This window comes from Chryseobacterium binzhouense, assembly GCF_007474545.1.
Taxonomy (GTDB): Bacteria; Bacteroidota; Bacteroidia; order Flavobacteriales; family Weeksellaceae; genus Chryseobacterium; species Chryseobacterium binzhouense.
In genome coordinates this window covers 1,192,365-1,217,561 of record NZ_VKOG01000001.1, presented here as the reverse complement: position 1 = coordinate 1,217,561, position 25,197 = coordinate 1,192,365, and the positions used below count along the sequence as shown (strand labels likewise).

At 35.4% G+C, this 25,197-nt stretch carries 21 protein-coding genes; 13 read left to right on the top strand and 8 right to left on the bottom strand.

Annotated features, from left to right (window positions below):
* The first annotated feature begins 35 nt into the window (after window positions 1-35).
* The 12 genes from FNE73_RS05550 to FNE73_RS16815 all read left to right on the top strand — a co-directional run bounded on the left by FNE73_RS05550 (window position 36) and on the right by FNE73_RS16815 (window position 15,046).
* Entirely contained in the window at window positions 36-1,616 is a 1,581-nt protein-coding gene (locus FNE73_RS05550; RefSeq protein ID WP_143883754.1) for an MFS transporter, read from the top strand.
* A 45-nt stretch (window positions 1,617-1,661) separates the two neighbouring features.
* The gene (locus FNE73_RS05545) at window positions 1,662-1,886 is read left to right on the top strand and encodes a DUF6814 family protein (protein WP_143883753.1); all 225 of its coding nucleotides are present in this window, start codon (window positions 1,662-1,664) and stop codon (window positions 1,884-1,886) included.
* 95 nt (window positions 1,887-1,981) lie between these two features.
* Window positions 1,982-2,176, top strand: coding sequence for a hypothetical protein (locus tag FNE73_RS05540; RefSeq protein ID WP_059137151.1), 195 nt, complete (start codon window positions 1,982-1,984; stop codon window positions 2,174-2,176).
* Window positions 2,169-4,871: an ATP-binding protein gene (locus tag FNE73_RS05535; RefSeq protein ID WP_394366294.1), complete on the top strand. Its 2,703-nt coding sequence runs from the start codon at window positions 2,169-2,171 to the stop codon at window positions 4,869-4,871. The genes FNE73_RS05540 and FNE73_RS05535 overlap by 8 nt, the downstream gene beginning before the upstream one ends.
* Window positions 4,868-5,371, top strand: coding sequence for an IS200/IS605 family transposase (gene tnpA, locus FNE73_RS05530; protein WP_228429883.1), 504 nt, complete (start codon window positions 4,868-4,870; stop codon window positions 5,369-5,371). Before FNE73_RS05535 ends, tnpA begins: the two co-directional genes overlap by 4 nt.
* Window positions 5,372-5,510: 139 nt before the next feature.
* The gene (locus FNE73_RS05525) at window positions 5,511-5,870 is read left to right on the top strand and encodes a response regulator transcription factor (RefSeq protein ID WP_143883750.1); all 360 of its coding nucleotides are present in this window, start codon (window positions 5,511-5,513) and stop codon (window positions 5,868-5,870) included.
* A gap of 101 nt (window positions 5,871-5,971) precedes the next feature.
* Window positions 5,972-7,858: an AMP-binding protein gene (locus tag FNE73_RS05520; protein WP_143883749.1), complete on the top strand. Its 1,887-nt coding sequence runs from the start codon at window positions 5,972-5,974 to the stop codon at window positions 7,856-7,858.
* A gap of 241 nt (window positions 7,859-8,099) precedes the next feature.
* Entirely contained in the window at window positions 8,100-10,031 is a 1,932-nt protein-coding gene (gene acs / locus FNE73_RS05515) for an acetate--CoA ligase (RefSeq protein WP_262711332.1), read from the top strand.
* Window positions 10,032-10,212: 181 nt separating this feature from the next.
* Window positions 10,213-10,575, top strand: a complete 363-nt coding sequence (locus FNE73_RS05510) for a hypothetical protein (protein WP_143883747.1) — start codon at window positions 10,213-10,215, stop codon at window positions 10,573-10,575.
* A 126-nt stretch (window positions 10,576-10,701) separates the two neighbouring features.
* Window positions 10,702-12,906, top strand: a complete 2,205-nt coding sequence (locus FNE73_RS05505; protein WP_143883746.1) for a RelA/SpoT family protein — start codon at window positions 10,702-10,704, stop codon at window positions 12,904-12,906.
* 11 nt (window positions 12,907-12,917) lie between these two features.
* Entirely contained in the window at window positions 12,918-14,114 is a 1,197-nt protein-coding gene (nhaA, locus tag FNE73_RS05500; RefSeq protein WP_143883745.1) for a Na+/H+ antiporter NhaA, read from the top strand.
* Window positions 14,115-14,125: 11 nt separating this feature from the next.
* Window positions 14,126-15,046: a VOC family protein gene (locus FNE73_RS16815; protein ID WP_228429881.1), complete on the top strand. Its 921-nt coding sequence runs from the start codon at window positions 14,126-14,128 to the stop codon at window positions 15,044-15,046.
* Between the two features lie 3 nt (window positions 15,047-15,049).
* On the opposite strand, the gene FNE73_RS05485 is transcribed toward FNE73_RS16815, so the two are convergent.
* Window positions 15,050-16,045 carry a YihY/virulence factor BrkB family protein gene (locus FNE73_RS05485; RefSeq protein ID WP_143883744.1) on the bottom strand — a complete coding sequence of 332 codons (996 nt, stop codon included), beginning with the start codon at window positions 16,043-16,045 and terminating at the stop codon, window positions 15,050-15,052.
* 31 nt (window positions 16,046-16,076) lie between these two features.
* On the opposite strand from FNE73_RS05485, the gene FNE73_RS05480 reads away from it, so the two are divergent.
* Window positions 16,077-16,550, top strand: a complete 474-nt coding sequence (locus tag FNE73_RS05480) for a 23S rRNA (pseudouridine(1915)-N(3))-methyltransferase RlmH (protein ID WP_143883743.1) — start codon at window positions 16,077-16,079, stop codon at window positions 16,548-16,550.
* A gap of 370 nt (window positions 16,551-16,920) precedes the next feature.
* On the opposite strand, the gene FNE73_RS05475 is transcribed toward FNE73_RS05480, so the two are convergent.
* From FNE73_RS05475 to hemN, 7 genes are all read right to left on the bottom strand, one after another.
* Window positions 16,921-17,376, bottom strand: a complete 456-nt coding sequence (locus FNE73_RS05475) for a tRNA (cytidine(34)-2'-O)-methyltransferase (protein ID WP_143883742.1) — start codon at window positions 17,374-17,376, stop codon at window positions 16,921-16,923.
* A gap of 33 nt (window positions 17,377-17,409) precedes the next feature.
* Window positions 17,410-18,225, bottom strand: coding sequence for a tetratricopeptide repeat protein (locus FNE73_RS05470; protein ID WP_143883741.1), 816 nt, complete (start codon window positions 18,223-18,225; stop codon window positions 17,410-17,412).
* A gap of 60 nt (window positions 18,226-18,285) precedes the next feature.
* Window positions 18,286-18,855 carry a phosphatase PAP2 family protein gene (locus tag FNE73_RS05465; protein WP_143883826.1) on the bottom strand — a complete coding sequence of 190 codons (570 nt, stop codon included), beginning with the start codon at window positions 18,853-18,855 and terminating at the stop codon, window positions 18,286-18,288.
* Window positions 18,856-18,857: 2 nt separating this feature from the next.
* Window positions 18,858-19,196, bottom strand: a complete 339-nt coding sequence (locus tag FNE73_RS05460) for a Sec-independent protein translocase subunit TatA/TatB (protein WP_143883740.1) — start codon at window positions 19,194-19,196, stop codon at window positions 18,858-18,860.
* 61 nt (window positions 19,197-19,257) lie between these two features.
* Window positions 19,258-20,475 (bottom strand): TCR/Tet family MFS transporter, encoded by a 1,218-nt coding sequence (locus FNE73_RS05455; RefSeq protein WP_143883739.1) that lies wholly within the window; start codon window positions 20,473-20,475, stop codon window positions 19,258-19,260.
* Window positions 20,476-20,600: 125 nt separating this feature from the next.
* Entirely contained in the window at window positions 20,601-23,495 is a 2,895-nt protein-coding gene (gene secD, locus FNE73_RS05450; RefSeq protein ID WP_143883738.1) for a protein translocase subunit SecD, read from the bottom strand.
* 285 nt (window positions 23,496-23,780) lie between these two features.
* On the bottom strand, window positions 23,781-25,139 hold the full coding sequence (gene hemN / locus FNE73_RS05445; RefSeq protein ID WP_143883737.1) for an oxygen-independent coproporphyrinogen III oxidase: 1,359 nt from the start codon (window positions 25,137-25,139) through the stop codon (window positions 23,781-23,783).
* Between the last annotated feature and the right edge of the window lie 58 nt (window positions 25,140-25,197).

Sequence of the window (25,197 nt, the reverse complement as noted above, 5' to 3'; positions counted from 1 at the left end):
AATTTCATTCTTAATTAAAAAATAAATCTAGTAATATGAACCAGCAACATCACGACAGCTATGAGAATATGACTGAAAAGCAGAAAAACCGCACCATCTGGAGCGTTATTACAGCGTCATCTCTCGGAACCCTTATAGAATGGTATGATTTCTATATTTTCGGAAGTCTTGCCATTGTTTTGGCAACCAAATTTTTCCCTGCAGACAATCCTACCGCAGCATTTTTATCTACATTGGCAACTTTTGCGGCAGGTTTTGTCGTAAGACCATTCGGAGCTTTATTCTTCGGAAGATTAGGAGATATTATTGGCAGAAAATATACTTTTCTGGTCACTTTATTAATTATGGGCTTCTCAACATTCCTGATCGGGTGTATTCCCAGCTATGAAACTATAGGGTTTTTAGCACCTGTTTTGGTTTTAATTTTAAGACTTTTACAAGGTCTGGCTTTAGGAGGTGAATACGGCGGTGCTGCAACGTATGTCGCAGAATATGCACAGCCACACAGAAGAGGTTACTGGACATCGTGGATTCAGACTACCGCTACAGCAGGACTTTTTATCTCTCTGATTGTTATTCTTGTTACGAAAAGTTCACTTTCAGCAGAAGAATTTGACACTTGGGGATGGAGAGTTCCGTTCTGGATTTCGATTCTTATGGTGGGTGTTTCTTATATCATCAGAAAAAACATGAAAGAATCTCCTTTGTTTGCAAAAGCTAAAAGTGAAGGGAAAACTTCAAAAAACCCTTTAAAAGAAAGCTTCGGAAATAAATTTAATTTCAAATTTGTTTTGCTTGCCTTATTTGGAGCAGCAATGGGACAGGGAGTAATCTGGTACACCGGACAATTCTACGCCATGAGCTTCCTTCAAAAAGTGATGAATGTGGAATCTGCACAGGTAGATTCTTTAATGGCAACCGCATTGTTTTTAGGAACTCCGTTTTTTGTGTTTTTCGGATGGCTGTCTGATAAAGTAGGAAGAAAAGCCATCATGATGACTGGAATGCTGATTGCTATTTTAGCGTACAGACCGATTTATGACGCTATGTACAAAAGCATTAATATAGAAGCAAAAACAGTTGCCGATAATGGTATTACTGAAAACAGAACCGCCAAAGTTCATAAAGAAATTGCAGCAGACAGCCTGATCACTTTCCATAAAGAAACAGTTTATACCGACGGAACTTTAATTAAAAAAGACAGTATTGTTCATTGGTCGATCAACGGTCCGGTAATGAAGGATGGAAAAGCTGAAGAGCCTAAAGTATCAAAATCCGTTACCTTAAGTGACAGCACAAAATGGTATCTGGTTTTCCTTATCTTTATTCAGGTGATTTTTGTAACGATGGTTTACGGGCCTATTGCGGCATTCCTGGTTGAAATGTTCCCTGTGAGAATTCGTTATACATCGATGTCTCTTCCGTACCACATTGGTAATGGTGTATTTGGGGGCTTGCTTCCTGCTGTTGCCACTTATCTTGTAACTACCGGAAAAGAAGCAGGACATGCAACATGGTATCTTGAAGGACTTTGGTATCCTATCGGTGTAGCAGGAGTCTGTTTAATCATCGGATTGATTTATCTCAAAAATAAAAACAGCAATATCCACGATTAACAGAAATTATCATCAAAAAAATTACTAATTTTAAATCAAACTAAAATGAACGGATTAAAAAAAATATTAGGCATTGTATGGATCCTTATCGCTCTTGCGGTAGCTTATCTGGGAATAACAGTAATGGGTGTCCCAAAAATAACATCGGGTAAGCAGGAAGATCTTGTATTCGGAATCATTATACTTTTCATTCTGGTTCCTATCGTCTCCGGCGGAATGGCAATTTTTGGATATTACTCTTTGACAGGAGAATATTCTGACGATAAGTAAATTATAAATGTTAGATGATAATTGATGAATGATTCTATTCATCAATTATCTTTCTAATCAATGTTTACCAATTATAATAAATTCATCATTCAATCATGAAAAAACGTCACGAACAAAAACTGATTATCCTGTGTATAGGTCTGCTGATTGCTTTCAGTATTCCTGTCTCCCTGCTTTTCAACAGCGAGAAAGAGGTTTTAGGTTTTCCAAGAATTCTGGTGTATGTTTTTTCTGTCTGGATGATTTCTATTATGATTTCTTTCTTCATTGTAAAAAAATATGATGAATAGTTTCGCATTATTTACTGTTGTTCTTATTTATCTGGCTCTTCTGTTTCTTGTTGCGTATTTTGCTGAGAAGAAAAAAAGTAAGTTCTGGATCAATAATCCATACATCTACGCTTTGTCTCTTGCTGTATACTGTACTGCATGGACGTATTATGGAAGCATTGGCGTTGCTGCGACAAGCGGACTCAATTACCTTACTATTTATATTGGTCCGGTTATCATTATTCCGGCATGGATTTATATCAACACAAGGATTGTCCGTATTTCAAGAATCAACAAAATAAGCAGTCTTGCAGATTTTATCTCTTTACGATACGGAAATAGCAGAAGTTTCAGTGCTATTATCACTTTGGTGTGTATTTTAGCAATTATTCCATATATCGGATTACAGATAAGAGCAATTTCCGAAACCTTTCATTTAGTAACCGAAACAGCAATATCTAAAAACATTTTAAATGACAGCGCAACTTTTGTCGTTGTTTTAATTGCGGTATTTTCTTCTTATTATGGAACAAAATATGTGGATGCTTCAGAAAAGAGATCAGGAATTATTTCAGCAATAGCTTTAGAAAGCTTTCTTAAACTGTTTTTCATTATTATTTTAGGTTTATTTGTGATCTATTTCGCATTTGACGGATTTTCAGATCTTTACAGCAAGGCAAGTAAATTCCCTGATTTTAAGGCTAAAAACACTTTCAACGGACTGGAAGACGCCATGAACTGGATGGTTCTCTGTATGATTTCCGGAACAGCAATCTGTATTCTTCCAAGACAGTTTCATACGGCTATTGTAGAAAACAGACAGGAAAAACACATCAAAACTGCCATTTGGTTTTTCCCATTGTATTTATTGGTTTTCACTGTTTTTATTTTTCCTATTGCATGGGGCGGAAGATTGCTTTTTGATGGTCAGAATGTGAATCCGGAGTTTTATTCCATTTTAATTCCGCAATATTTTGATAATACTTTAATCACCGTTTTGGTATTTCTTGGTGGTTTAAGTTCATCAATTTCGATGATTATTATTTCGTCCATTACATTATCCATCATGCTTTCCAACAACCTGATTATTCCTTATGGATTATTAGGCAAATTTAAAGCAGAAAATGAAACTCAAAACACACGAAACATTACCAATATCCGAAAGTTTTCAATTTTTGGACTAATTATTTTAGCCTTTGTTTTTTATAAATATTTTATTCTGAAGACTTCGCTCGATTCTGTGGGATTGATTTCTTTTGTGGTTATCGCACAGTTGGCTCCCGCATTTTTCGGTGCGATATTCTGGAGAAGAGGAAGCTATAAAGGCGCAATTACCGGACTTATAGCTGGTTTAATTATCTGTTATTTCGGCTTAATTATTCCTCAGTATTATTTTTCTTACAATCAAGAACTGAAAGTAATTTTACGGGATATGTATGATGCTTTCCAGTTTTTTGATATTGCATTTTTAGACCGTATTCCGGAAATTTTCTTTTGGTCTATTCTGGTAAACACAGGTTTATTCACAATTTTGTCGGTAAGCATGAAAGGAAACTATCGTGAAAGGAATTTTGCCGAACTATATGTTGACATTGATAAATACATCCAAAATCATGAAAATGCTTTTATCTGGAGAGGAACGGCTTATGTTTCTGATATTAAAAATATTCTGGAACGTTTTTTAGGTAAAAAGAAGACCGAACAGGCAATGCGGATCTTCAATATCAAATATAATATTGATACTCAGGAAGAAACCGCAGACTCAAGATTTATTAAGTTTTCTGAAAATCTTCTGGCAGGAAGAATTGGGACAGCTTCTGCTAAAATTTTAATTGAAGGCGTTACCAAAGAAGATAAAATTTCTCTGAAAGAAGTTTTAAATATCCTTGAAGAGTCTAAGGAAAACATCATTCTGAATAAAAAACTGACCGAAAAATCTGAAGAACTCAAACAGCTTTCTCATGATCTTACTGCAGCCAATGAGAATTTAATCATCAAAGACCGACAGAAAGATGACTTTTTAGATTCTGTTGCCCACGAATTGCGGACTCCGATTACAGCCATTCGATCAGCCGGAGAAATTTTAGCCGATGACGACGATATTCCTTTAGAAATTAAAAGAGAATTTTTAAACAATATCATCACTGAATCTGACCGTTTGAGCGAAATTATTAATGATATCCTGTATCTGGATAAACTTCAGCATGGCGAAATTGCTTTGCACATTCAGAAAAATAATATTCTGGAAACGTATAAAAAAGCATTGAATCCAATTATCCATCTTATTAAGCAGAAAAACATTCATATAAGTGAAGTCAATCTTCTTAATCAGTATTTATTTGAATATGATGAAGCAAGAATTATTCAGTTATTTCAGAATATTTTAGGAAATGCTTTGAAATTTACAGACGAACAGGGAACTATTCAGACCAAGTTTTTTGAGAAAGATAATGATCTGAACATAACGATTTTCAATACCGGGAAACTTATTCCCGAAGAAGATCTTGAGCTTATTTTTGATAAGTTTTATCAATCAAAGAACCAAAACATAAGAAAACCTTCCGGAAGCGGTCTTGGACTTGCTATTTCAAAAAGAATTATTGAAGCCCATACCGGAATCATAAAAGCTGAAAACAGCGGATTGGGTGTGACTTTTACAATTGCTCTACCAAAAGGCGGAGAACGCGAAGAGTTCAATAACAGTAGCCGTAGGTGAAATCAAGGAACTTGATTCGGCGAAGCCAAACCTATGGAAATAAAATAAACACAAATGAGAAAATGGGAACGTATCGACAAATATTTTATCATATTGTTTTCGGAACCAAACATAGGGAACAAACAATTAATGAAGAAAATGAATCAGAGTTATACAAATATATTTGGGGAATTTTAAAAAATAAAAAATGTAAATTATATAGAATTAACGGAATGCCTGATCACATCCATATTTTTTGTGACGTTCATCCGAATATCACTCTCAGCAATCTTGTAAAGGATATAAAAGTTGTCTCTAATTTATGGATGAAAGAAACGGGGCTGTTTCCTGAATTCTCAGGGTGGCAGGAAGGATATGGAGCCTTTACCAGCTCAATAAAAGAAAAAGAAATTATTATAAATTATATAAAAAATCAAAAACATCACCATAAAACAGAAACTTTTGATGATGAATTTAAAAGACTTTTAACAGAACATGGAATTGAGTCGGAATTAAATTAATAAAATTCAACCCTTACGGGATGGTATGATGCGAATCACAATCCTCATTCCATAGGTTTTACCTACGGCTATTTAAATTGAACCCTTCGGGTTCTCCCAAAACAAAAACAATGCAGTTGAACAATAAGACAACCACAATATGAAGAAGATAATCATTGCCGATGACGAGCACAAAATATTAATGTCGCTGGAATACAGCTTTAAGAAAAACGGATACGACGTATTTATTGCAAGAGACGGAACAGAAGTCCTGGAATTTCTGAAAACAATGACTCCCGATGTCATTTTACTGGATATTATGATGCCGAATCTCGACGGATACAGCACTTTAGAAATCATTAAACAGGATGAAAAACTAAAAAACACAAAAGTTCTTTTCCTAAGTGCTAAAAACAATCCGAAAGACATTGAAAAAGGTCTGAGTATGGGAGCCGATGCATACATTACAAAACCTTACTCGATAAAGAAACTGATACAGCAAATAGAAGAAATGTTTTAATGTAAACACAAATAAGAACTCAGATTTACACTAATAACGTAACCATTATTTATACTGTGAGAAAAATTAGTGGCACTCGTGTTTCAAACAAAAAAACTAATATGAATACAGATATTTTATTTAAACAAAGCATAGAAGATAAAGAGAATTTCTGGAAAGAACAGGCTCAGGAAATCAGTTGGTTTGAGTTCCCGAAAACCATTATTTCTAGTGATGAAAACCAATACAATCAGTGGTTTCCGGACGGGAAACTCAATATGTGTTATTTATGCATTGATAAACATATTGAAGATGGTTTTGGAGATCAGGTTGCGGTTCTTTACGATTCTCCGGTAACGAACCAAAAGCAAACCTACACATTCAATGAAGCCAAAGAGGAAATTTCAAAATTGGCAGGAGGATTAATTTCTTTAGGTTTAAAAAAAGGCGATACCGCAGTTATTTATATGCCGATGATTCCGCAGACATTATTTTCCATGCTTGCGTGTGCGAGAATCGGGGTGATTCATAATGTGGTTTTTGGAGGTTTTGCGCCACATGAACTGGTGGTGAGAATTGATGACTGTAAACCAAAAGCATTAATTACAGCAACCGCAGGAGTCGAAATTGCAAAAAGAATTCCGTATCTGCCTTTGGTAGAAAAAGCGATCGAACTGGCACAGGATAAAGTGGATCATATTATTGTCTACAACAGAAAATTAGTTGACAATCAACATGAAATGTTTGATGGGCTAATTAATTATGAAAATCTGGTTCAGAATTCAGAACCTGAGGGTTGTGTTTCAGTAGAATCCACTCACCCACTTTATTTGCTGTATACTTCCGGAACGACAGGAAAGCCAAAAGGCGTTGCAAGAGATACGGGAGGTTATGCAACTGCGCTGAAGTTTTCGATGAAATATATTTATGGAATCGAACAGGGAGAAACTTTTTGGGCAGCTTCCGATTTTGGATGGGCAGTTGGTCACAGTTATACCGTTTACGGTCCGCTAATTAACAGAAATACCACTATTATTTTTGAAGGAAAACCAATTATGACGCCCGATGCCGGAACATTCTGGAGAATTATTTCCGAATACAAAGTAGCAGCAATGTTTACCGCTCCAACTGCTATCAGAGCCATCAAAAAAGAAGATCCGAACGGAGAATTGGTGAAAAAGTATGATTTAAGCCACTTCAAAAAACAGTTTTTAGCAGGAGAAAGATGTGATGTCGCCACTCTGGACTGGTTTGTTGAACATATCGGCGTTCCGGCAATCGATCACTGGTGGCAGACAGAATCTGGTTCGCCAATGCTGGGTTTAATGACTTTTAATGAAGACTACAAAATCAAAAGAGCTTCCGCAGGAAAACCAATTCCCGGCTATGATATTAAAATTTTCGATGAAAACGGTTATGAACTGGATGCGCATCATGAAGGTTATTTAGTTATAAAATTACCGCTTCCTCCCGGAGCTTTGCTGGGAATCTGGAAAGATTATGACCGTTTTGAGAAAAGTTATCTTTCGCAGTACAAAGGCTATTATTTTTCCGGAGACGGAGCCATAAAAGATGAAGACGGCTATATTTTCATTACCGGAAGAGTGGATGATGTCATTAATGTTGCAGGACACCGCCTTTCCACTTCCGAAATGGAAGAAATTGTTTCCTCTCATCCCGATGTTGCAGAATGTGCCGTAGTCGGAATTGATGACGAACTGAAAGGGCAGATTCCTTTTGCAACGGTTGTTTTAAAAAATGGATCTGCTGTTTCTGAAGATCAGGTAGAAAAAGACATCGTAAAAATAGTCCGTGAAAAAATAGGCGCTGTTGCCTGTCTTAAAAATGTGATGGTTGTAAAACGCTTGCCTAAAACCCGTTCGGGAAAAATTTTAAGAAAACTGATCCGAACTTTACTGGACGGAAAAGAATTTCAGATTCCTTCAACGATTGATGACGAAAAGATTATTGAAGAGATTCAGGAGAAAATTGGAGACTACAGGAGATAAAATATAAAATTGTTTAAACTATTTCAGGATTAACCACAAAAGTCGCAAAAGACAGTATTAAAGTGAATTTCTATAATAATTAAAGTGCTCAAAAGAATAAAAATCAAAGATTTTTAAAAACTATTGTTACCTTTTTGATGTATAATGATCAACTTTAAATAAAGGTTTAGTTCATCTTTTGTGAATTTCGCGGTTAAATAAAAGTTTAAACAGACTTTAAAAGAGACTAAAAATTTAAATAATAAAATTTCAAAAAAGAAAGGATATGAGAAACTATCAGATAGAAAACTTACCGCAATATTTTGAAGAGTATAAAAAATCGATCAAAAATCCTAAAAAATTCTGGGACAAAATTGCAGATGAAAATTTCGTGTGGTACCAGAGATGGAGCAAGGTCGTAAAATACGATATGAATGAAGCCAAAATTTCGTGGTTTAAAAATGCAAAATTAAATATTACCAAAAACTGCATCGACAGACACTTAGCGGTAAGAGGCGATAAAATGGCAATCATCTGGGAACCGAACGATCCGAAAGAAGAAGCACAGCATATTTCTTACAACGAACTCTACAAAAGAGTGAACAAAACCGCCAATGTTCTTCGTGAAATGGGCATCGAAAAGGGCGACAGAGTCTGCATTTATCTTCCGATGATTCCGGAACTGGCTATAACAATGCTCGCTTGTGCAAAACTTGGAGCTGTTCATTCCGTTATTTTCGCAGGATTTTCTGCTTCAGCAGTTTCTTCAAGGGTAAATGACTGCGGAGCAAAAATGGTCATCACTTCAGACGGAAGTTACAGAGGAAACAAAGTTCTGGATCTGAAAAGCATTGTAGACGAAGCTCTGGAAAAAACACCAAGTGTAGAAAAAGTTTTAGTGGTAAAAAGAACTCATAATGAAGTAAAAATGAAGGAGCATAGAGATTTCTGGATGAAAGATCTTTACGAAAACGCCTCTCCGGATTTCGTTACCGTAATTATGGATGCAGAAGATCCGCTGTTCATCCTGTATACTTCCGGTTCTACGGGAAAACCTAAAGGAATGCTTCACACCTGCGCCGGATATATGGTGTACACCGCGTATACTTTTAAAAATGTATTCAATTATAAAGAAAATGATATTTATTGGTGTACCGCAGATATCGGCTGGATTACAGGACATTCCTACATTCTTTACGGACCGCTTCTTAACGGGGCAACAACGGTCATTTTCGAAGGCGTTCCTACCTATCCTGAACCTGACAGATTCTGGGAAGTGATTGAAAAACATAAAATTACACAATTTTACACGGCTCCTACTGCGATCCGTTCTCTGGCCAAAGAAAGTTCAGAATGGGTAGACAAACACGATTTAAGCTCGTTAAAAGTAATCGGTTCTGTTGGAGAACCTATTAATGATGAAGCTTGGCATTGGTTTAACGATCATGTGGGTAACAAAAAATGTCCGATTGTTGATACCTGGTGGCAGACAGAAACCGGAGGAATCATGATCTCTCCTCTCCCTTTCGTTACGCCTACAAAACCAACCTATGCAACGCTTCCTTTACCGGGAATTCAACCCGTCTTGATGGATGATAAACGCAATGAAATTACAGGAAATCAGGTTACAGGAAATCTTTGTATCCGTTTTCCGTGGCCGGGAATTGCAAGAACTATTTGGGGAGATCATCAAAGATACAAGGAAACGTATTTTACGGCTTTTCCAGGGAAATATTTCACAGGAGACGGTGCTTTGCGGGATGAGGTTGGCTATTACAGAATCACAGGTCGTGTAGATGATGTAGTGATTGTTTCCGGACATAATCTGGGAACCGCTCCTATTGAAGACAGCATTAATGAACATCCTGCAGTTGCAGAATCAGCGATTGTTGGTTTCCCGCACGATATTAAAGGAAGCGCACTGTATGGTTTTGTTATTCTGAAAGAATCCGGAGAAAGCAGAGATAAGGACAATCTGAAAAAAGAAATTAATCAACTGATTTCAGACCAGATCGGTCCGATTGCTAAGCTTGATAAAATACAATTTGTTTCCGGACTTCCGAAGACTCGTTCAGGAAAAATTATGCGTAGAATCTTAAGAAAAATCGCTGAAGGAGATTTCAGCAATTTTGGAGACATCACCACTTTGTTGAATCCTGAAATCGTTGAAGAAATCAAAAACGAAAGGATTTAAAATCCGTTCAGATATAAACATTAAACTCTGCTGCTGAGCAGAGTTTTTTATTTGCGAAAATAGACAACATCTTAAATTTTATTAATTTTTTATAGATAAAATAAAATATTATAAATTTTATTAAAAATTTTTTAATGATATTAAAATTATTACTACCTTTAGATACCAAAACAAAAGTAATATGTCGAGTATCTTAGCAGGAATGTTCAGCCATCAGAATGATTACAAAAAACTCGAGCTGGAACTGGAAAGTTCAGGCATTCGGGATTCCGAGTATATTGTTTATCTTAGTGAGGATCATAACTCCCAGTTGTTGGTGAGTGTAGAAATAAAGAACAGAGATCTGACCGAAAAAATCAGGCACATTTTTGATCAGAATCAGGTTCTTAAGACTTATTTATTTGAAAACATGAGTATCAACCAGGCTTCGTACAGTCATCTTAAAAAACTGATAGATGCACGGTGCAAAGCCGAAATTCACAACAGCCCGAATGTCAGAATAAAAGTTCAGCATGATGGAATTACCTCTGAAGTGAAAGCCTAAAAAACTAACCAAAAGATAAAAACTTTTAACCGGAGTCCGTAGATATTTTTCTGCGGATTTTTTGTTGTGTAACCCGGGAAAATCCTTATTTTTTCGTACTTTCGTTCCAATAAAGCTTTTACACAGATGAGTTACGATTTGGAGCAAGAAAACAAAGAAATTTTAGCACGGTATAAAGACCTGATTTCTAATACATATAGGACTTTGGATGAGGAAAACAACAAGCTTATCCGTAAGGCTTTTGATATTGCGCTGGATGCGCACAAAGATCAGAGGAGAAAATCGGGCGAACCCTATATATACCACCCTATCGCAGTTGCAAAAATTGTTGCAAAAGAAATCGGTCTGGGTGCTACTTCTATTGCCTGTGCATTACTGCATGATGTGATTGAAGATTCCGATTATACGTATGAAGATTTAAAAAAGATATTCGGAGAGAGAATTGCAGGTATTGTAAACGGTCTCACGAAGATTTCTATTATGAATCATCAGAATATTTCTGTGCAGTCTGAAAATTACAGAAAACTTTTACTGACTCTCTCAGAAGATTTCAGAGTAATTCTGATCAAAATTGCAGACCGTCTTCATAATATGAGAACTCTGGAAAGCATGGCACCCGATAAGCAGAAAAAAATTGCTTCTGAAACGGTGTATATTTATGCCCCAATGGCTCACAGACTGGGATTGTACAACATAAAATCTGAGCTGGAAGATCTTTCTCTGAAATATAATAACCCCGAAGTTTACAGCGAAATTACCGAAAAACTTGAACTGGCAAAGGAAAATCGGGAAAGATATATTGAAGAATTTAAAAAAGAAGTTTCCGAAAGGCTGCAGGAAGAAGGTCTGAATGTAAGCATTAAAGGCCGTGCGAAAGCAATTTCTTCTATTTACAGAAAAATGCTGAAACAGGGTGTTCCGTTTGAGGAAGTTTTTGATAATTACGCCATTAGAATTATTTACAAATCAGATGCGAAAAACGAAAAGTTCCTTGCCTGGAAAATTTATTCTATTGTAACCGACGTATATCACAGCAATCCCTCCCGAATGAGAGACTGGATCACACAGCCCCGTTCCACAGGATATGAAAGTTTACACCTTACCGTTTTAGGTCCTGATAAAAAATGGATTGAGGTTCAGATCCGTTCGGAAAGAATGGATGATATTGCCGAAAAAGGTGTTGCCGCACATTACAAATACAAAGAAGGCTACAAACAAAGTCATGATGACAGGAACTTTGAGAAATGGGTAACAGAGATCCGTGAAGTTCTTGAACAGCAGCAAAATCTGACTACCACAGAATTATTAGACAATATAAAACTAAATCTTTATTCTAAAGAAGTTTTTGTTTTTACACCAAAAGGGGAAATTAAGATTCTTCCGACCAATGCAACAGCGCTTGATTTTGCATTTTCGGTACATACCGATCTGGGAATGAAATGTTTGGGAGCCAAAATCAACGGAAAGCTTGTTCCAATTTCTTACGTATTGCAAAATGGAGATCAGGTAGATATTTTATCTTCACAAAATCAAAAACCAAAATTTGACTGGCTGGATTTTGTGGTGACTTCAAAAGCAAAATCTAAAATAAAAAGTTTCCTTAATTCTCAGAAAAATTCTTTTGTAGAAGAAGGGAAAGAAATCTTACAAAGAAAACTTCGCCATGCAAAAATTAATTTTAATGATGAGGAAATCAACAAACTTCAGAAATTCTTTAATCTTAAAAGTTCGCAGGAATTATTTCTTAAATTTCAGACCAATGAGCTTGATGCAAGTAGTCTGAGAAAATATATTGAAAGCAAAAACGTATTCAACAATCTGCTTTCGCGATTCAAGAGAACTTCCAACAAAAATCCGAACTACGAAGACTCAAAAGAAATAAATCTCGACATGATTGTCTTCGGAAAGGATGAAGAAAAACTCAATTATACGTATGCTAAATGCTGTACGGTAATTCCGGGAGATAAAATTTTCGGATTTATTACCATTTCCGAAGGCATTAAGGTACATAATGACAACTGCCCGAATGCGATCAACCTCAGAGCTCAGTATGATTACAGGGTAATTCCTGCAAAATGGGTAAATGAGGAAAGTTTTAAAAACCGTATCAAAATAGAGATTGAAGGACTCGACAGGATGGGAATGATCAATGACATTACCACCGTTATCAGCGGCGCAATGGGAATGGATATGAAAAGTATGTCTATAGAGTCTAATGACGGAATTTTTACCGGAACCATCAATCTAGAAGTAAAACACAAAGGTCAGCTTGAGGAAACCTTTAAAAAATTGAAAGCCATCGACGGAATTTCCCGTATCAGAAGGCTGTAAAATCATAAAGAATGAAGTTATCTGTATATTTCAAAAAATTTTTTCAAAGCAGCCAGTCATCAGGTATTTTGCTTATTTGCTGTGTAATATTGGCGCTCATCATTGCCAATACAGGTTTAGGTGAACATTTTCAGATATTTTTAGATACAAAAATCGGGATAGAAAGTCTTCATCTACAGTATCCGATAAGTATTTGGATCAATGATGGCTTAATGTCTGTATTTTTTCTCCTGGTAGGATTAGAAATCAAAAGAGAGTTGGTAGAAGGCGAATTATCTTCATTTAAAAATGCCTCTCTTCCGATTTTTGCCGCCATTGGCGGAATGCTGGTTCCCGCGGTGATATACAGTCTTTTCAATAATGGTACAGCTTACAGCAAAGGCTGGGGAATTCCTATGGCAACAGATATTGCATTTTCATTGGCAATTATTTCCATGTTGGGAAAAAGAGTTCCTTCTTCGCTGAAAATATTTCTTGCTGCGTTGGCAATTGTTGATGATCTTGGAGCCATTCTGGTTATTGCTATTTTCTATACTGATGAAATACAATGGATGAACCTCTGGCTTTCGCTGGGCATTACAGCATTCTTATTTGCACTTAATTATTTAAAAATTAAAAGAATTATCTTTTACATTATTCCGGGAATCTTTTTGTGGTATTATCTGCACCATTCAGGGATTCATGCGACTATTGCAGGAGTTTTGCTGGCGTTTAGCATTCCTACGAATGTTTCCAACATAAAAATTTCTCCCTTAGAAAAGCTGGAGCGATCTCTGCATTTTCCGGTAAGTTTTATCATTATGCCTATTTTTGCGTTGACAAACACCAATATAGCATTCAAAAGCGGAATGACAGATGGCTTATTCAGCAGTTTGGGATTAGGAATCATTTGTGGGCTTGTTTTAGGTAAACTGATTGGTATTAATCTTCTTTCTTTTATTGCGGTTAAATTAAAAATCAGTTCGCTCCCGCACAATAGTTCTTGGAGCCAGATGATGGGTGTAGGTCTTTTGGCAGGAATAGGATTTACGATGTCAATTTTTATTGCTCTACTTTCATTTAAACATCAGATTGACATTCAGGATGAAGCCAAATTTGCGATATTGATAGCCTCTTTTCTGGCAGCTGTTTTAGGGTATTTTATTCTGAGCAGATCAAAAAATATTGAAGAAGACGATGATGAAGAGATGGAATTGGCTCAAAATTAATTTTGTCCAAAATGATATTAAGATTTGCCAGACACACCCGGGATCTTCATTGTATTGAAATTTTTTATACCAAAATTATTGGTCTTAACAAACTAGGATCTTTTGAAAACCATAACGGATATAACGGTATATTTTTAGGACTCGAAAATACAGATTGGCATTTAGAGTTTACAGCATCGGAAGAGTCACCCAAAAGTGTTTTTGATCAAGACGATGCTTTGGTGTTTTATGTAAATTCGGACTTGGAATATCAAAATTTTATAGGAAAATTAAAAAGCAATCATATTCAGCAGGAAAAACCAAGAAATCCTTATTGGGAAAATAACGGAATATTATTTTCTGATCCTGATGGATACAAAATCATTATTTCTACTAAACAAATTGCTTTATTTTCTGATGATGAACTGACAAGCTTAATATTACAAAAAAACATCAGAACTTGGAGCGAAGCAGTTAACTTTATAAAACAGCTTCCCTACGGTAGAAATTCAAACAGATATGACTTATCATTAGTATTAAAAGAGAACAGAGGAACCTGCAGTTCAAAACATGCTTTTTTACGAAAAATTGCCAAGCTTAATCATATTGATAATGTGAAGCTCATTTTAGGAATGTACAAAATGAATCATCTGAATACTCCTAAAATTGGAAATATATTACAGGATCATCATCTGGATTTTATCCCGGAAGCACATTGCTATTTAATGATCAATAATGAAAGGTTTGATGTTACCACTCAAAATTCTGATATTAACAATCTCAAAAAGTACATCATTCAGGAAATCGAAATTGAACCTGAACAAGTAGAGATTTTTAAAGTTGAATACCATCAGAGTTTTATAAAAGACTGGCTAAGCAATAATAAAATAGACAGAAGTTTTGATGAAATATGGGATATAAGGGAAAAATGTATCAGAAATTTACAGGAGTAATTGCTATTTTTCTCTCCTGTGCTCTTCATCGCTTTCAAGATTTGGCTCGGTAGTTTCGGCGTGATAACTTTTAGTCTTTCTTTTGATCTCATCCGAAAGAAGCTTCTCTATTCTCAATTTGCGAAGTGCCATATTCAGTTCATTTCCAAAGAGAAGAAGATAAACATTTACATTGATCCAGATCATCAGCAAAATCATACTTCCAATAGAACCATATAATACGTTGTATCGTGCCACATTTTTTACATAAAGAGTAAAGAGATAGGTTGTAAGAATAAACAAAACAGTTGTAAGGATCGCTCCCGGAATTGCCTGTCGGAATCTTGCAATTTTCACTGTTCCTAACCAGTAAAATAAAGTTAAGAGTAAAAAGAAAAATATAGGAAATGAAACGAAACCAATCAGCTTGGAAAGGTTTTTCACAAACCATGACAAATCATAAGCCGGCTTAAATTGTTTGAGAACAACTTCAGCATAATAGACTCCAAACAGACATAAAAAAACAACACTTACAAAGCCTATCGTAATAAAGAATGAAAGAATAAATTCTTTGATGTCCGGTAATTTCTCCTTAGAATTTTCATTAAAGCCACTGATGATGGAAAAAGTTCCGTTTGTGGCAAAAACCAAAGCAATAAGTATAGTCAAATTACTTATTCCCTTCATGTTAGGAATAATATTTTCCTGAATATATCCTCTAACATCTCCCTCAATATTAGACGGAAAAATATTACTCATCAAAACTTCAAAAATATAAAACTGAAGTTTATCATAATGCGGCATATAAGGCAAAACGGAAAGCAGAAACAGAAGAAACGGAAAAAGACTCAGCGTAAAACTCCAGGAGATTGCAGCTGCCTTCTTCCCTATTTTTCCTTTAAAAACTCCTGCAAAATAAATCTGAAACAGCTGCCAAAGCGATATTCCGAGTACTGGAATATGCAAATCATCAAGAAACTCTTGAATTTTCAGGATAAATTTAGGAATTTTTATAGCCATAAAGTATATTTGTGTTTAGCAAATATAAGAAATGCGAATCAGTTTAGTTTGTATCGGTAAAACAGATGATAAAGAAATTACCTCTTTGATCAAATATTACCTTGCCCGGCTTCCAAAACACTGGAATTTTGAAATCACAGAAATTCCCGACATCAAAAATGCCAAGAATCTTTCTCCGGATCTTTTGAAAAAGGAAGAAGCTAAATTATTTTTCAACCATATTGATAAGAATGATTGGGTTACTATTTTAGACGAAAAAGGAAAACAGTTTACAAGCAGAGAATTTTCTCAGAAAATAGATACCTGGATGAATTCTTCGGTAAAAAAGATCCACATTCTGATTGGTGGTGCCTACGGATTTTCAGACGAAATTTACAGCAGAGCCAATGAAAAAATGTCATTATCTAAAATGACATTTACCCATCAGATGATTCGTCTATTTATTGTGGAACAGCTTTACCGTGCAGATCAGATTTTGCAGGGAAAACCTTATCACAACGATTAATTATTTTGTAGTTACAGAAATTAACTCTTTAATCCCTTTTTCTTTGTATTTCTTTTTTACAGAATCATTCATCAAAACCCTTACGTTTTTTACATCATTTCCTTTTAACTCTTTAAGATCACTTAATGCCTCTTAATTGTTTCTTGTAATAATGAATTAGCTTGAATCTCAAGATCGTTTTTGGTTTTCTGCGCAAAAGCATTGGTAGAATTTGCCAAAGTCATTACAACAGTTGCTGATAAAATTTGGAAAGTATTTTCATAATTTAAATAAATCTTTAATTAGTGATTTTGAAATATACAAAATCTGTTTGCTAATCATTAAAGCTTATTATTTAATTTATATAATGATTGAATTTCTTATCTGTGAATTAAACTTTCAGACTAAGCTGTCTTTTGGCTTCACCTACAACAAAAGCAACAGAATTGGCTATATTGAAGCTTCTGATGAGTTTAGACATCGGAATCGTTAAATGATTATCAAAGCGGTCTAAAACATCTTTACTTAAACCCACGCTTTCCTTTCCGAAAACAAGCCAATCACCTTCCTGAAAATCATTTTCGAGGTAAGATTTATCAGCATGAGAGCTAAATAAGAATACTCTTGATAAGTCAGGAATTGCAGATATCCATTCGTCTACATTTTTGTATTCCGTAACGTTCAGATGAACCCAGTAATCTAAACCTGATCTTTTTAAATTTTTATCGTCAATTAAGAATCCTAGCGGATGAATGAGATGCAGCCTGCTTTCGGTCCCCACACACAATCTTCCTATATTTCCGGTATTGTTTGGGATTTCCGGCTCGACCAGAACGATATTTAACATGAATATTTTGAATGATTAATTAATTAAAACTGATTATTTTTTAGAACATTTGGCATTATATTCCTGTAAAAGCACTTTCTCATAACCTGCTGCGACAGCTTTTTCCAAATTAGTACAAGCTTCTTTATCTTTTCCGGTTTCAAACAAAATAGCAGCTTTCGTTACGTATGACTGAGAAAATTTAGGATCTATAGTTATGGCTTTATTAATATCTGCAAGAGCTTCTTTTGTTTTTTTCATTTTCAGATAAATATCTGCTCTTCCGTTATATAAAAGAGATTCTGGCTTTTCAGAAAGAAGCTGATTATAATCTTTCAGTGCGCCATCCAGATCTCCGTTATTTTTTTTGAGGTTTGCCAAACCTGTTCTCGCAAAAATATTATCCGGAGCAAACGTAAGAATATGCTTCAAATCTTCCATTGCCAGATCTTTTTTACCCAAATTATTGTAAATTTTGGAACGGGTGAGATACAGTTCAGCATTTTCAGGCTCAATTCTGATACCGGTATTAATATATTCCAGCGCCTTTGTTCTGTTGCCTTTCTGATTATGAAGTGATGCCAGATTTTCGTACACCGAAACAGATTTCGGATCAGATCTTAATGCAGATTCATAAGATTTAAAAGCCTGTGCTGTTTTTCCTAATCTGCGCTGAGACGTTCCAAGCAGATTGTAGTATTCGGATTGATATCTTTGGATATGTTCGGTTAAAACAAGCTTTGAATACTGCTCTTCTGCACATTGATAGTCAGCTTTTTTAAAGCATTCTTCAGCTGTTTTTTTGTCTTGTGCAGATACAAAATGAAGAGCGGATAAAGCTATAGAAAAAAATAGTAGTTGTTTTTTCATACTTAGGATTTTGTTGTTTATTGAAAGCTAAATTACTATTTTCTTTAATATGGAATCATATCAGTTTCCGGAAACTGCTTGTCTGCTCATTACTTTTTTCACCAAAAGAAAAAACATCAATCCGAATACAGTTCCTGCAACGGCACCTGCAAGAATATCCATCGGAAAATGTACTCCTAGATAAATACGGCTGTAAGCTACCACCATTGCCCAGATAAAAATGAAATAAGGGAACCATTTTAACTTATCTTTCAAAAGTAAGCCAAGATACGTTGCCAAAAAAAAAGTGTTGGATGCATGAGCGGAATAAAAACCGTAAGGTCCGCCACATTTTACAATTCTCATTAAATTTTGAAGAGAAGGATCATTACAGGGTCTAAGTCTCGCAACACCGTATTTAAAAATTCCTGATACCTGATCTGAAACTGTTATTCCGATTGCTGCAAAAATCAAGATATATAAAAGCGATTTCAGCTTGAAATTTTTATATAAAAAATAAAAAAAGATAACGTAAAGCGGGATCCAGATCCACTTATCAGAAACAATAATCCAGAACTGATCAAATGGCGTATCGCCCAAATTATTTAGATAAAGGAAAAGCTCTTTATCTTCCTGAATAATTTCCTCCATCATTATCTGCTTACAGGACCTTCGTATGCTTCGTCATCTGCCGGCTTTATTATAGGTTGTTGGGGGGCAGATTCAGAAGGTTTTTTCGAAATATTTTCTTCAATATTCTGCATGGGATTAAAATCTTTGGCAGCATCTTTTACTTTTTCTATCTCACGTTTTATTTCGGAAACAGGATTATCGGTTTCTTTCAAAATTTCGGTTTTGATATCTTCTACGGCTCCACGCATTTTTCTCACACCAGAGCCCAAATCTCGGGCAATCTGCGGAAGTTTGTCGGGACCGAACAAAACTACTATTGCGATGGCAACGAGTGCCATTTCTCCAATGCTTAATTCCATAAGGCTAAATTACAAAAGATTATACATACAAATTATATTATGCGGCATTTTTAAACAAATTTTAAGACTTCTTTTTTTGAAAAGCATAGTACGTTATTACAACACTTACAGACATCATAATAAATGCCAGAAAAAAAGGAGCTCCCGGAAATTTTACGACAGCACTTTTTTCACTGTAATGATAAAAAAGATACGTCATCAAAGGTGGACCTATGCACGAAGTTACACTCATCAAACCTGTAAGTGCACCCTGAAGCTCTCCCTGTTCTGTTGCCGAAACATTCTTACTGATCACCGATTGTAAAGATGGTCCGCAAATCCCACCCAGACAATACGGAATTAAAATAGCAAACATCATCCATCCTTCTGTGGCAAAAGCAAAAAGCAACATTCCTAATGCATACAATGACAAACCTACGTAGATGCTTTTATTTTCACCTAATTTCGGCGTTGTCCATCTGATCAGAACGCCCTGAACCAAAGCTATTAGAATACCAATTACTCCTAATGAAATTCCAACCATAAGTTCATCCCATCCGAAAACAGCCATGGTGTAATAGTTCCAGTTGGTCTGCACTGCATGTCCAGCAATATATACGAGAAAAAGTGAAACAATGAGCCCGGAAAGTTCAGGATGTTTCAAAATAAATTTAAATGAACCTACAGGATTTGCTCTTTTCCAGTCAAAATCACGTCTTTTATCTTTGTCTAAACTTTCAGGAAGAATAAAATAACCATATAAAAAATTAAGCAAACATAAAACTGCTGCTGCATAAAACGGTATTCTTGGACCAAAATATCCTAAGCCGCCACCCAAAAGAGGTCCGATGATAAATCCCAGACCAAATGCAGCACCAATCATTCCGAAGTTTTTTGCACGGTCTTCATCTGTAGAAATATCGGCGATATATGCACTGGCTGTAGTAAAGCTTGCTCCTGTAATTCCGGCAATGATTCGTCCTAAAAAAAGAAGCATAATATTAGGAGCCAGGGCAAGAAATATATAATCTACGGCAAACCCGAAAAGTGAAATTAAAATTATTGGTCTTCTTCCATATTTATCACTTAGATTGCCAATAACCGGAGCGAAGATAAATTGCGCAAAAGCATATACAAAACCGAGCCATCCGCCATATTTTGCAGCTTCGTTTACACTTCCGTGAATAAGTTCTTCTATAAGTTTCGGGATTACAGGAATAATAATTCCTAATCCGATAATATCTATCAAAAGCGTTACAAAAATAAAACCTATTGCTGCTTTCTTTTTTGATTTTTCCATTGCGGATGCAAAATTAGTTAATATTTTGATTATTGTTTTAAAACTTTACCGTTTAAAAAATAAATAGCTCATAAAAAAAGAGCCTTTCAATTGAAAGACTCTTTTAGTATTTAATGTAGTTTAAATTATTTTGAAGAAAGAACTTCTTTGTTGGTTGTTGTTCTGCCTTTTACTTCTTCTTCTTTGCCTGTTTTAAGGAAATCATAAGCAATTGCAGAAGCAATGAAGATAGACGAGTAAGCTCCGAAACCAATACCGATTAATAAAGCAAACATAAATCCTCTTAAATTGTCTCCTCCGAAGATGAAAATCGCAAGAATTACCAATAACACAGTAAGTGTTGTATTGAACGTTCTTCCTAAAGTGCTTGAGATAGAATCATCAAAAAGCCCTGCCAAGGTTGCAGATTTCTTTTCTCTCAGATATTCCCTGATTCTGTCGAAGATAATTACCGTATCATTAATGGAGTAACCCAATACCGTAAGAATTGCAGCTACGAAATCCTGATTGATTTCCATGTTGAAAGGCATGATTCTATGAAGTAGAGAATAAGCTCCCAAAATGATGATCGCATCGTGGAATAAAGCCGCAACCGCTCCCAAAGAAAACTGCCATTTTCTAAATCTGAATAAGATATAAATAAAGATACCTCCCAAAGCTGCAACAACTGCCAAAATACCATGATTTTGAATATCATCAGCAACGGTAGGTCCTACTTTTTCTGATGAAACAATTCCTGTATTTCCTTTATCTGCGCTCTTGAAATCTGACAAAGTAGTCGATGATGAGAAATCACCTTTTAATCCTTCAAATAATTTTTGCTCAACAGTCTGGTCTGCTCTCAAAGACTCATCATTGATCAGATAATCTGTTGAGATTTTCAGTTGATTGTCATTACCAAAAGTTTTCACTTCAACCGAAGAGTTTTTACCATCTTCAGTTTTGAAGAACGGAACCAATTTTCTTTCAATATCCTCCGCATTTACCGGCTTATCAAATCTTATAATATAATTTCTACCACCAGTAAAATCAATACCATATTTGAAACCGCTTGTAAAAATTGAAATTAAGCTAACTACGGTTAAAATAGCTGAAACAGCGTAAGCAATTTTTCTCTTTCCAATGAAGTCAATCCACGTATTTCTAAAAAGATTTTTAGTAGGAGCTGTCCAAACGGAAAGACCTTTTCCTTTTTCCAGTCTTGAAAAGATCATTACTCTTGATAATGCTACTGAAGTAAATAATGTCATTACAATACCAATCATCAACGTCAATGCAAAACCTTTAATAGGTCCCGTTCCGAAGAAAAATAATACTACTGCCGTTAATAAAGTTGTAAGGTGACCATCAATAATTGCATTTAAAGCATGCTTGAAACCGTCTTTATATGCCTCAAATATACTTTTTCCTGCGAAGAGTTCCTCTTTTGTTCTTTCGTAAATAATAACATTCGTATCTACTGCCATTGCCATAGTAAGTACTATACCCGCAATACCAGGAAGTGTCAATGTAAAGTCTCCGGAATCCATAATTCCAAAAATGTAGAATAAGTTGATGATCATTGCAATTACTGCATAAACACCCGCTCCTCCATAATAGAAAATAATATAAACAATGATAATAAGGAATGCAATAGCAAATGAAACCACACCGGCATCAATAGACTCCTGACCTAAAGAAGGACCAACCTGTGTTGCCTGAACTACTTTTGCTCCTGCAGGAAGTTTACCTGCTCCTAAAACATCTACTAATTCTTTCGCCTCATCCTGAGAAAAATTCCCTGAAATCTGAGTTCTTCCGTTAGGAATTGCACCAACAACATTAGGTGCAGTATACACTCTGTTGTCCAAAGTTACAGCAACCGGTTTTCCTACGTTTTTCTCTGTAAGCGTTTTCCAGTCTTTTGCGCCTTTAGAATCCATCTGCATATCTACAACTACTCTGCCCAATTCATCATAGCTGATGTTAGCTGTCTCTACTGCTCCGTCTACAGGTGCTTTTTGATTAATATTTCCTCTGATAGCATATAAAACAAGACTGTTTTCGTCTGTAGCTTCCGGCTTATATCCCCACATAAATTGGGTATATTTAATGTTTGCCGGTCTTAAAGACTGTGCTACTTTGCTGTTAAGGATTTTATTTACAGTTGCAGTGTCAGATAATTTCACACTTGCAACACCATTGGTTTTTAGTTTGTCCAACTGCAAAAGATTCATGAAGTTTACATTTTTTGCAACTCCCATAGAATCTCCTTTTGCGGCAATTGTTGTGGTAATAGTCTGGAAATAAGGTGCCACTTCCGGGATCTGCTGTATTTCCCAAAACTGAAGTTTTGCGGAAGTCTGAAGCATTTTTTTCACCTTATCAATATCTTTCATTCCCGGCATTTCTACAGAAATTCTCGCTGTTCCGGGAACTCTCTGTACATTGGGCTGTATAGCTCCTAATTTATCAATTCTGGTTCTGATTACTTCAAAAGCAGTACCTACAGAAAGATCAATTCTTTTTTTAACGATGCTTTTAACCTGGTCATCCGTTGTATTGAATTTGATTTCAGAAAGATTGGTATTTCCGAAAATCTCAGGATCCGCAAGTTTAAGGTTAGCTCCTTTAGCTTTATTTACTGCATCAAACTCAACGAAGAAGTTATCTATATATGATTTTGAAGAGTTTTTCTGTACTTCATCTGTTCTGTTTAGAGCTTCAATAAGAACAGGATTGGTAGAATAATTGGTTAAATCACTTACCAAATCTCTCTGATTGATCTCCAAAAGTACATTGATACCTCCTTTCAGGTCAAGACCAAGTTTCATTTCTTTGTCTTTCGCTTTAGAGTAATAAAGATCTGTAAAACCCAGATGAAGAGTATCTTCTTTTAATCGTTTGATCTCTTTCTCGTTCCCGTTCGCAGCTTCAATCTGCGATTCAATTTTGCTTGCGTACCAGGTTGGCAATAGCTCATTTAAGCATATTAGCCCTAATACAATAGCAACAATTGTAATAAGTCCTTTTCCTTGCATTTTGTTATAACTACGTTAAATTAAGTCGGCAAATATAATGATTTTATTGATATTTTATGAATTTTTAACGGTAGAAATCGTTTATTTTCAGATATATTCAGGCATATTTTTGATAAAATGTGAAAGTATTTTTGATGTTTAAATGAAACTTAATGTAAATTTCATATAAATTGTCAGTTTTCAAAACTGTATTTAAGAGAATACCTAAGCACGTAAAATAAAAAATTGCTCAGAGATTATCCAAGCAATTAATTTGTATATGTTTCTTAATCAATTTTAAATTCATTAAATAGTCATTGAAAAAATTCTTGTTTCCGGTTTATTTCTCATCATTCTGAGATCAAAAACCATTGCAACATTTCTGGTAAAAGCTCTGCCTTTTTCTGTTATTTTTATCTGATTCCCGTTGATTTCCACCAATTCATCCCGCTGCATTTCATCCAGCATAGCAAAAGCATTCTGAAGTTCGGGAATTGCATTAATGTCTTGAAATGTTGTTTCCAGCTGACACATCAGATTTAAAATATTTCTTCTGATCAGCAAATCTTCATCATTAAGTATATGACCTTTCACTACAGGAATTTCTCCCTCTTCAACCATCTTCTGATACTCTTCCACTGTTTTTACGTTTTGTGCAAAAGCATACCATGAATCTGAAATAGATGACATACCCAATCCTACCATAAGCTGAGTTTTACTTGACGTATAGCCCATGAAATTTCTGTGTAATTTCTTTTGAATTAAAGACTGGTAAAGATCATCGTGTTCAAGAGAAAAATGATCCATCCCGACTTCAATATATCCCAATTCCTGCAAAAGCTTTTTACCATCTTCGTATAAACGGCGTTTTTCTTCTCCGCTTGGAAGGTCATTTTCATCAAAACCACGCTGTCCCACCCCTTTTACCCACGGAACATGAGCGTAAGAGTAAAATGCAAGACGATCTGGCTTCAGTTCTAAAGTTTTTCGAATGGTATATTCCATTGCATCCCAATGCTGGTGCGGAAGTCCGAAAACCAAATCGTGGCTCACTCCCGTGTATCCAATTTCTCTTGCCAATTCTGTAACTTCTTTTACTTTCTCGAAAGGCTGAATCCTGTTAATGGCTTTCTGTACTTTCAGATCATAATCCTGAACGCCGAAACTTGCTCTTCGGAAACCAAGATCATACAAAGTCTGCAGATGTTCTCTTGTGGTGTTATTCGGATGCCCTTCAAAAGAAAATTCTGGCTTGTCTGAAATTTCAACAGTTTCAAAAATTCCTTCCAGCAAAGTTTTTAAGTTTTGAGGTGAAAAAAAAGTGGGAGTTCCACCTCCTAAATGAAGCTCTTTTAATTTTGGCTTTTCACTAAACAACTGCAGGTAAAGCGTCCATTCTTTCAAAACACTTTCCAGATAAGGAATTTCCACGCTGTGCTGTTTTGTAATTCTTTTGTGGCAAGCGCAGAAAGTACACAGTGCTTCACAAAAAGGAAGATGGATATAAATTGAAATTCCTTCTTCCGAATTACTTTCATTAAAAGATTTTATCACACTTGATTTCCATTCTTCGCGGGAAAAAGTAAACTCGTCCCAATAAGGAACAGTAGGATAAGAAGTGTATCGAGGACCGGGAATATTATATTTATCAACTAATGAACTCATGCAGAATTAAAATAAATGATTAATATGAATTAAAAAAATTCATCCTGCAAAATTAACC

Coding starts and splice junctions, on each gene's coding strand:
- FNE73_RS16815 (WP_228429881.1), top strand. CDS start 14,126: ATGATATTAAGATTTGCCAGACACACCCGGGATCTTCATTGTATTGAA.
- FNE73_RS05545 (WP_143883753.1), top strand. CDS start 1,662: ATGAACGGATTAAAAAAAATATTAGGCATTGTATGGATCCTTATCGCT.
- secD (WP_143883738.1), bottom strand. CDS start 23,495: ATGCAAGGAAAAGGACTTATTACAATTGTTGCTATTGTATTAGGGCTA.
- FNE73_RS05485 (WP_143883744.1), bottom strand. CDS start 16,045: ATGGCTATAAAAATTCCTAAATTTATCCTGAAAATTCAAGAGTTTCTT.
- hemN (WP_143883737.1), bottom strand. CDS start 25,139: ATGAGTTCATTAGTTGATAAATATAATATTCCCGGTCCTCGATACACT.
- FNE73_RS05475 (WP_143883742.1), bottom strand. CDS start 17,376: ATGTTAAATATCGTTCTGGTCGAGCCGGAAATCCCAAACAATACCGGA.
- FNE73_RS05510 (WP_143883747.1), top strand. CDS start 10,213: ATGTCGAGTATCTTAGCAGGAATGTTCAGCCATCAGAATGATTACAAA.
- FNE73_RS05470 (WP_143883741.1), bottom strand. CDS start 18,225: ATGAAAAAACAACTACTATTTTTTTCTATAGCTTTATCCGCTCTTCAT.
- nhaA (WP_143883745.1), top strand. CDS start 12,918: ATGAAGTTATCTGTATATTTCAAAAAATTTTTTCAAAGCAGCCAGTCA.
- FNE73_RS05550 (WP_143883754.1), top strand. CDS start 36: ATGAACCAGCAACATCACGACAGCTATGAGAATATGACTGAAAAGCAG.
- FNE73_RS05460 (WP_143883740.1), bottom strand. CDS start 19,196: ATGGAATTAAGCATTGGAGAAATGGCACTCGTTGCCATCGCAATAGTA.
- FNE73_RS05540 (WP_059137151.1), top strand. CDS start 1,982: ATGAAAAAACGTCACGAACAAAAACTGATTATCCTGTGTATAGGTCTG.
- FNE73_RS05480 (WP_143883743.1), top strand. CDS start 16,077: ATGCGAATCAGTTTAGTTTGTATCGGTAAAACAGATGATAAAGAAATT.
- FNE73_RS05465 (WP_143883826.1), bottom strand. CDS start 18,855: ATGGAGGAAATTATTCAGGAAGATAAAGAGCTTTTCCTTTATCTAAAT.
- FNE73_RS05455 (WP_143883739.1), bottom strand. CDS start 20,475: ATGGAAAAATCAAAAAAGAAAGCAGCAATAGGTTTTATTTTTGTAACG.
- FNE73_RS05535 (WP_394366294.1), top strand. CDS start 2,169: ATGAATAGTTTCGCATTATTTACTGTTGTTCTTATTTATCTGGCTCTT.
- FNE73_RS05505 (WP_143883746.1), top strand. CDS start 10,702: ATGAGTTACGATTTGGAGCAAGAAAACAAAGAAATTTTAGCACGGTAT.
- FNE73_RS05520 (WP_143883749.1), top strand. CDS start 5,972: ATGAATACAGATATTTTATTTAAACAAAGCATAGAAGATAAAGAGAAT.
- FNE73_RS05525 (WP_143883750.1), top strand. CDS start 5,511: ATGAAGAAGATAATCATTGCCGATGACGAGCACAAAATATTAATGTCG.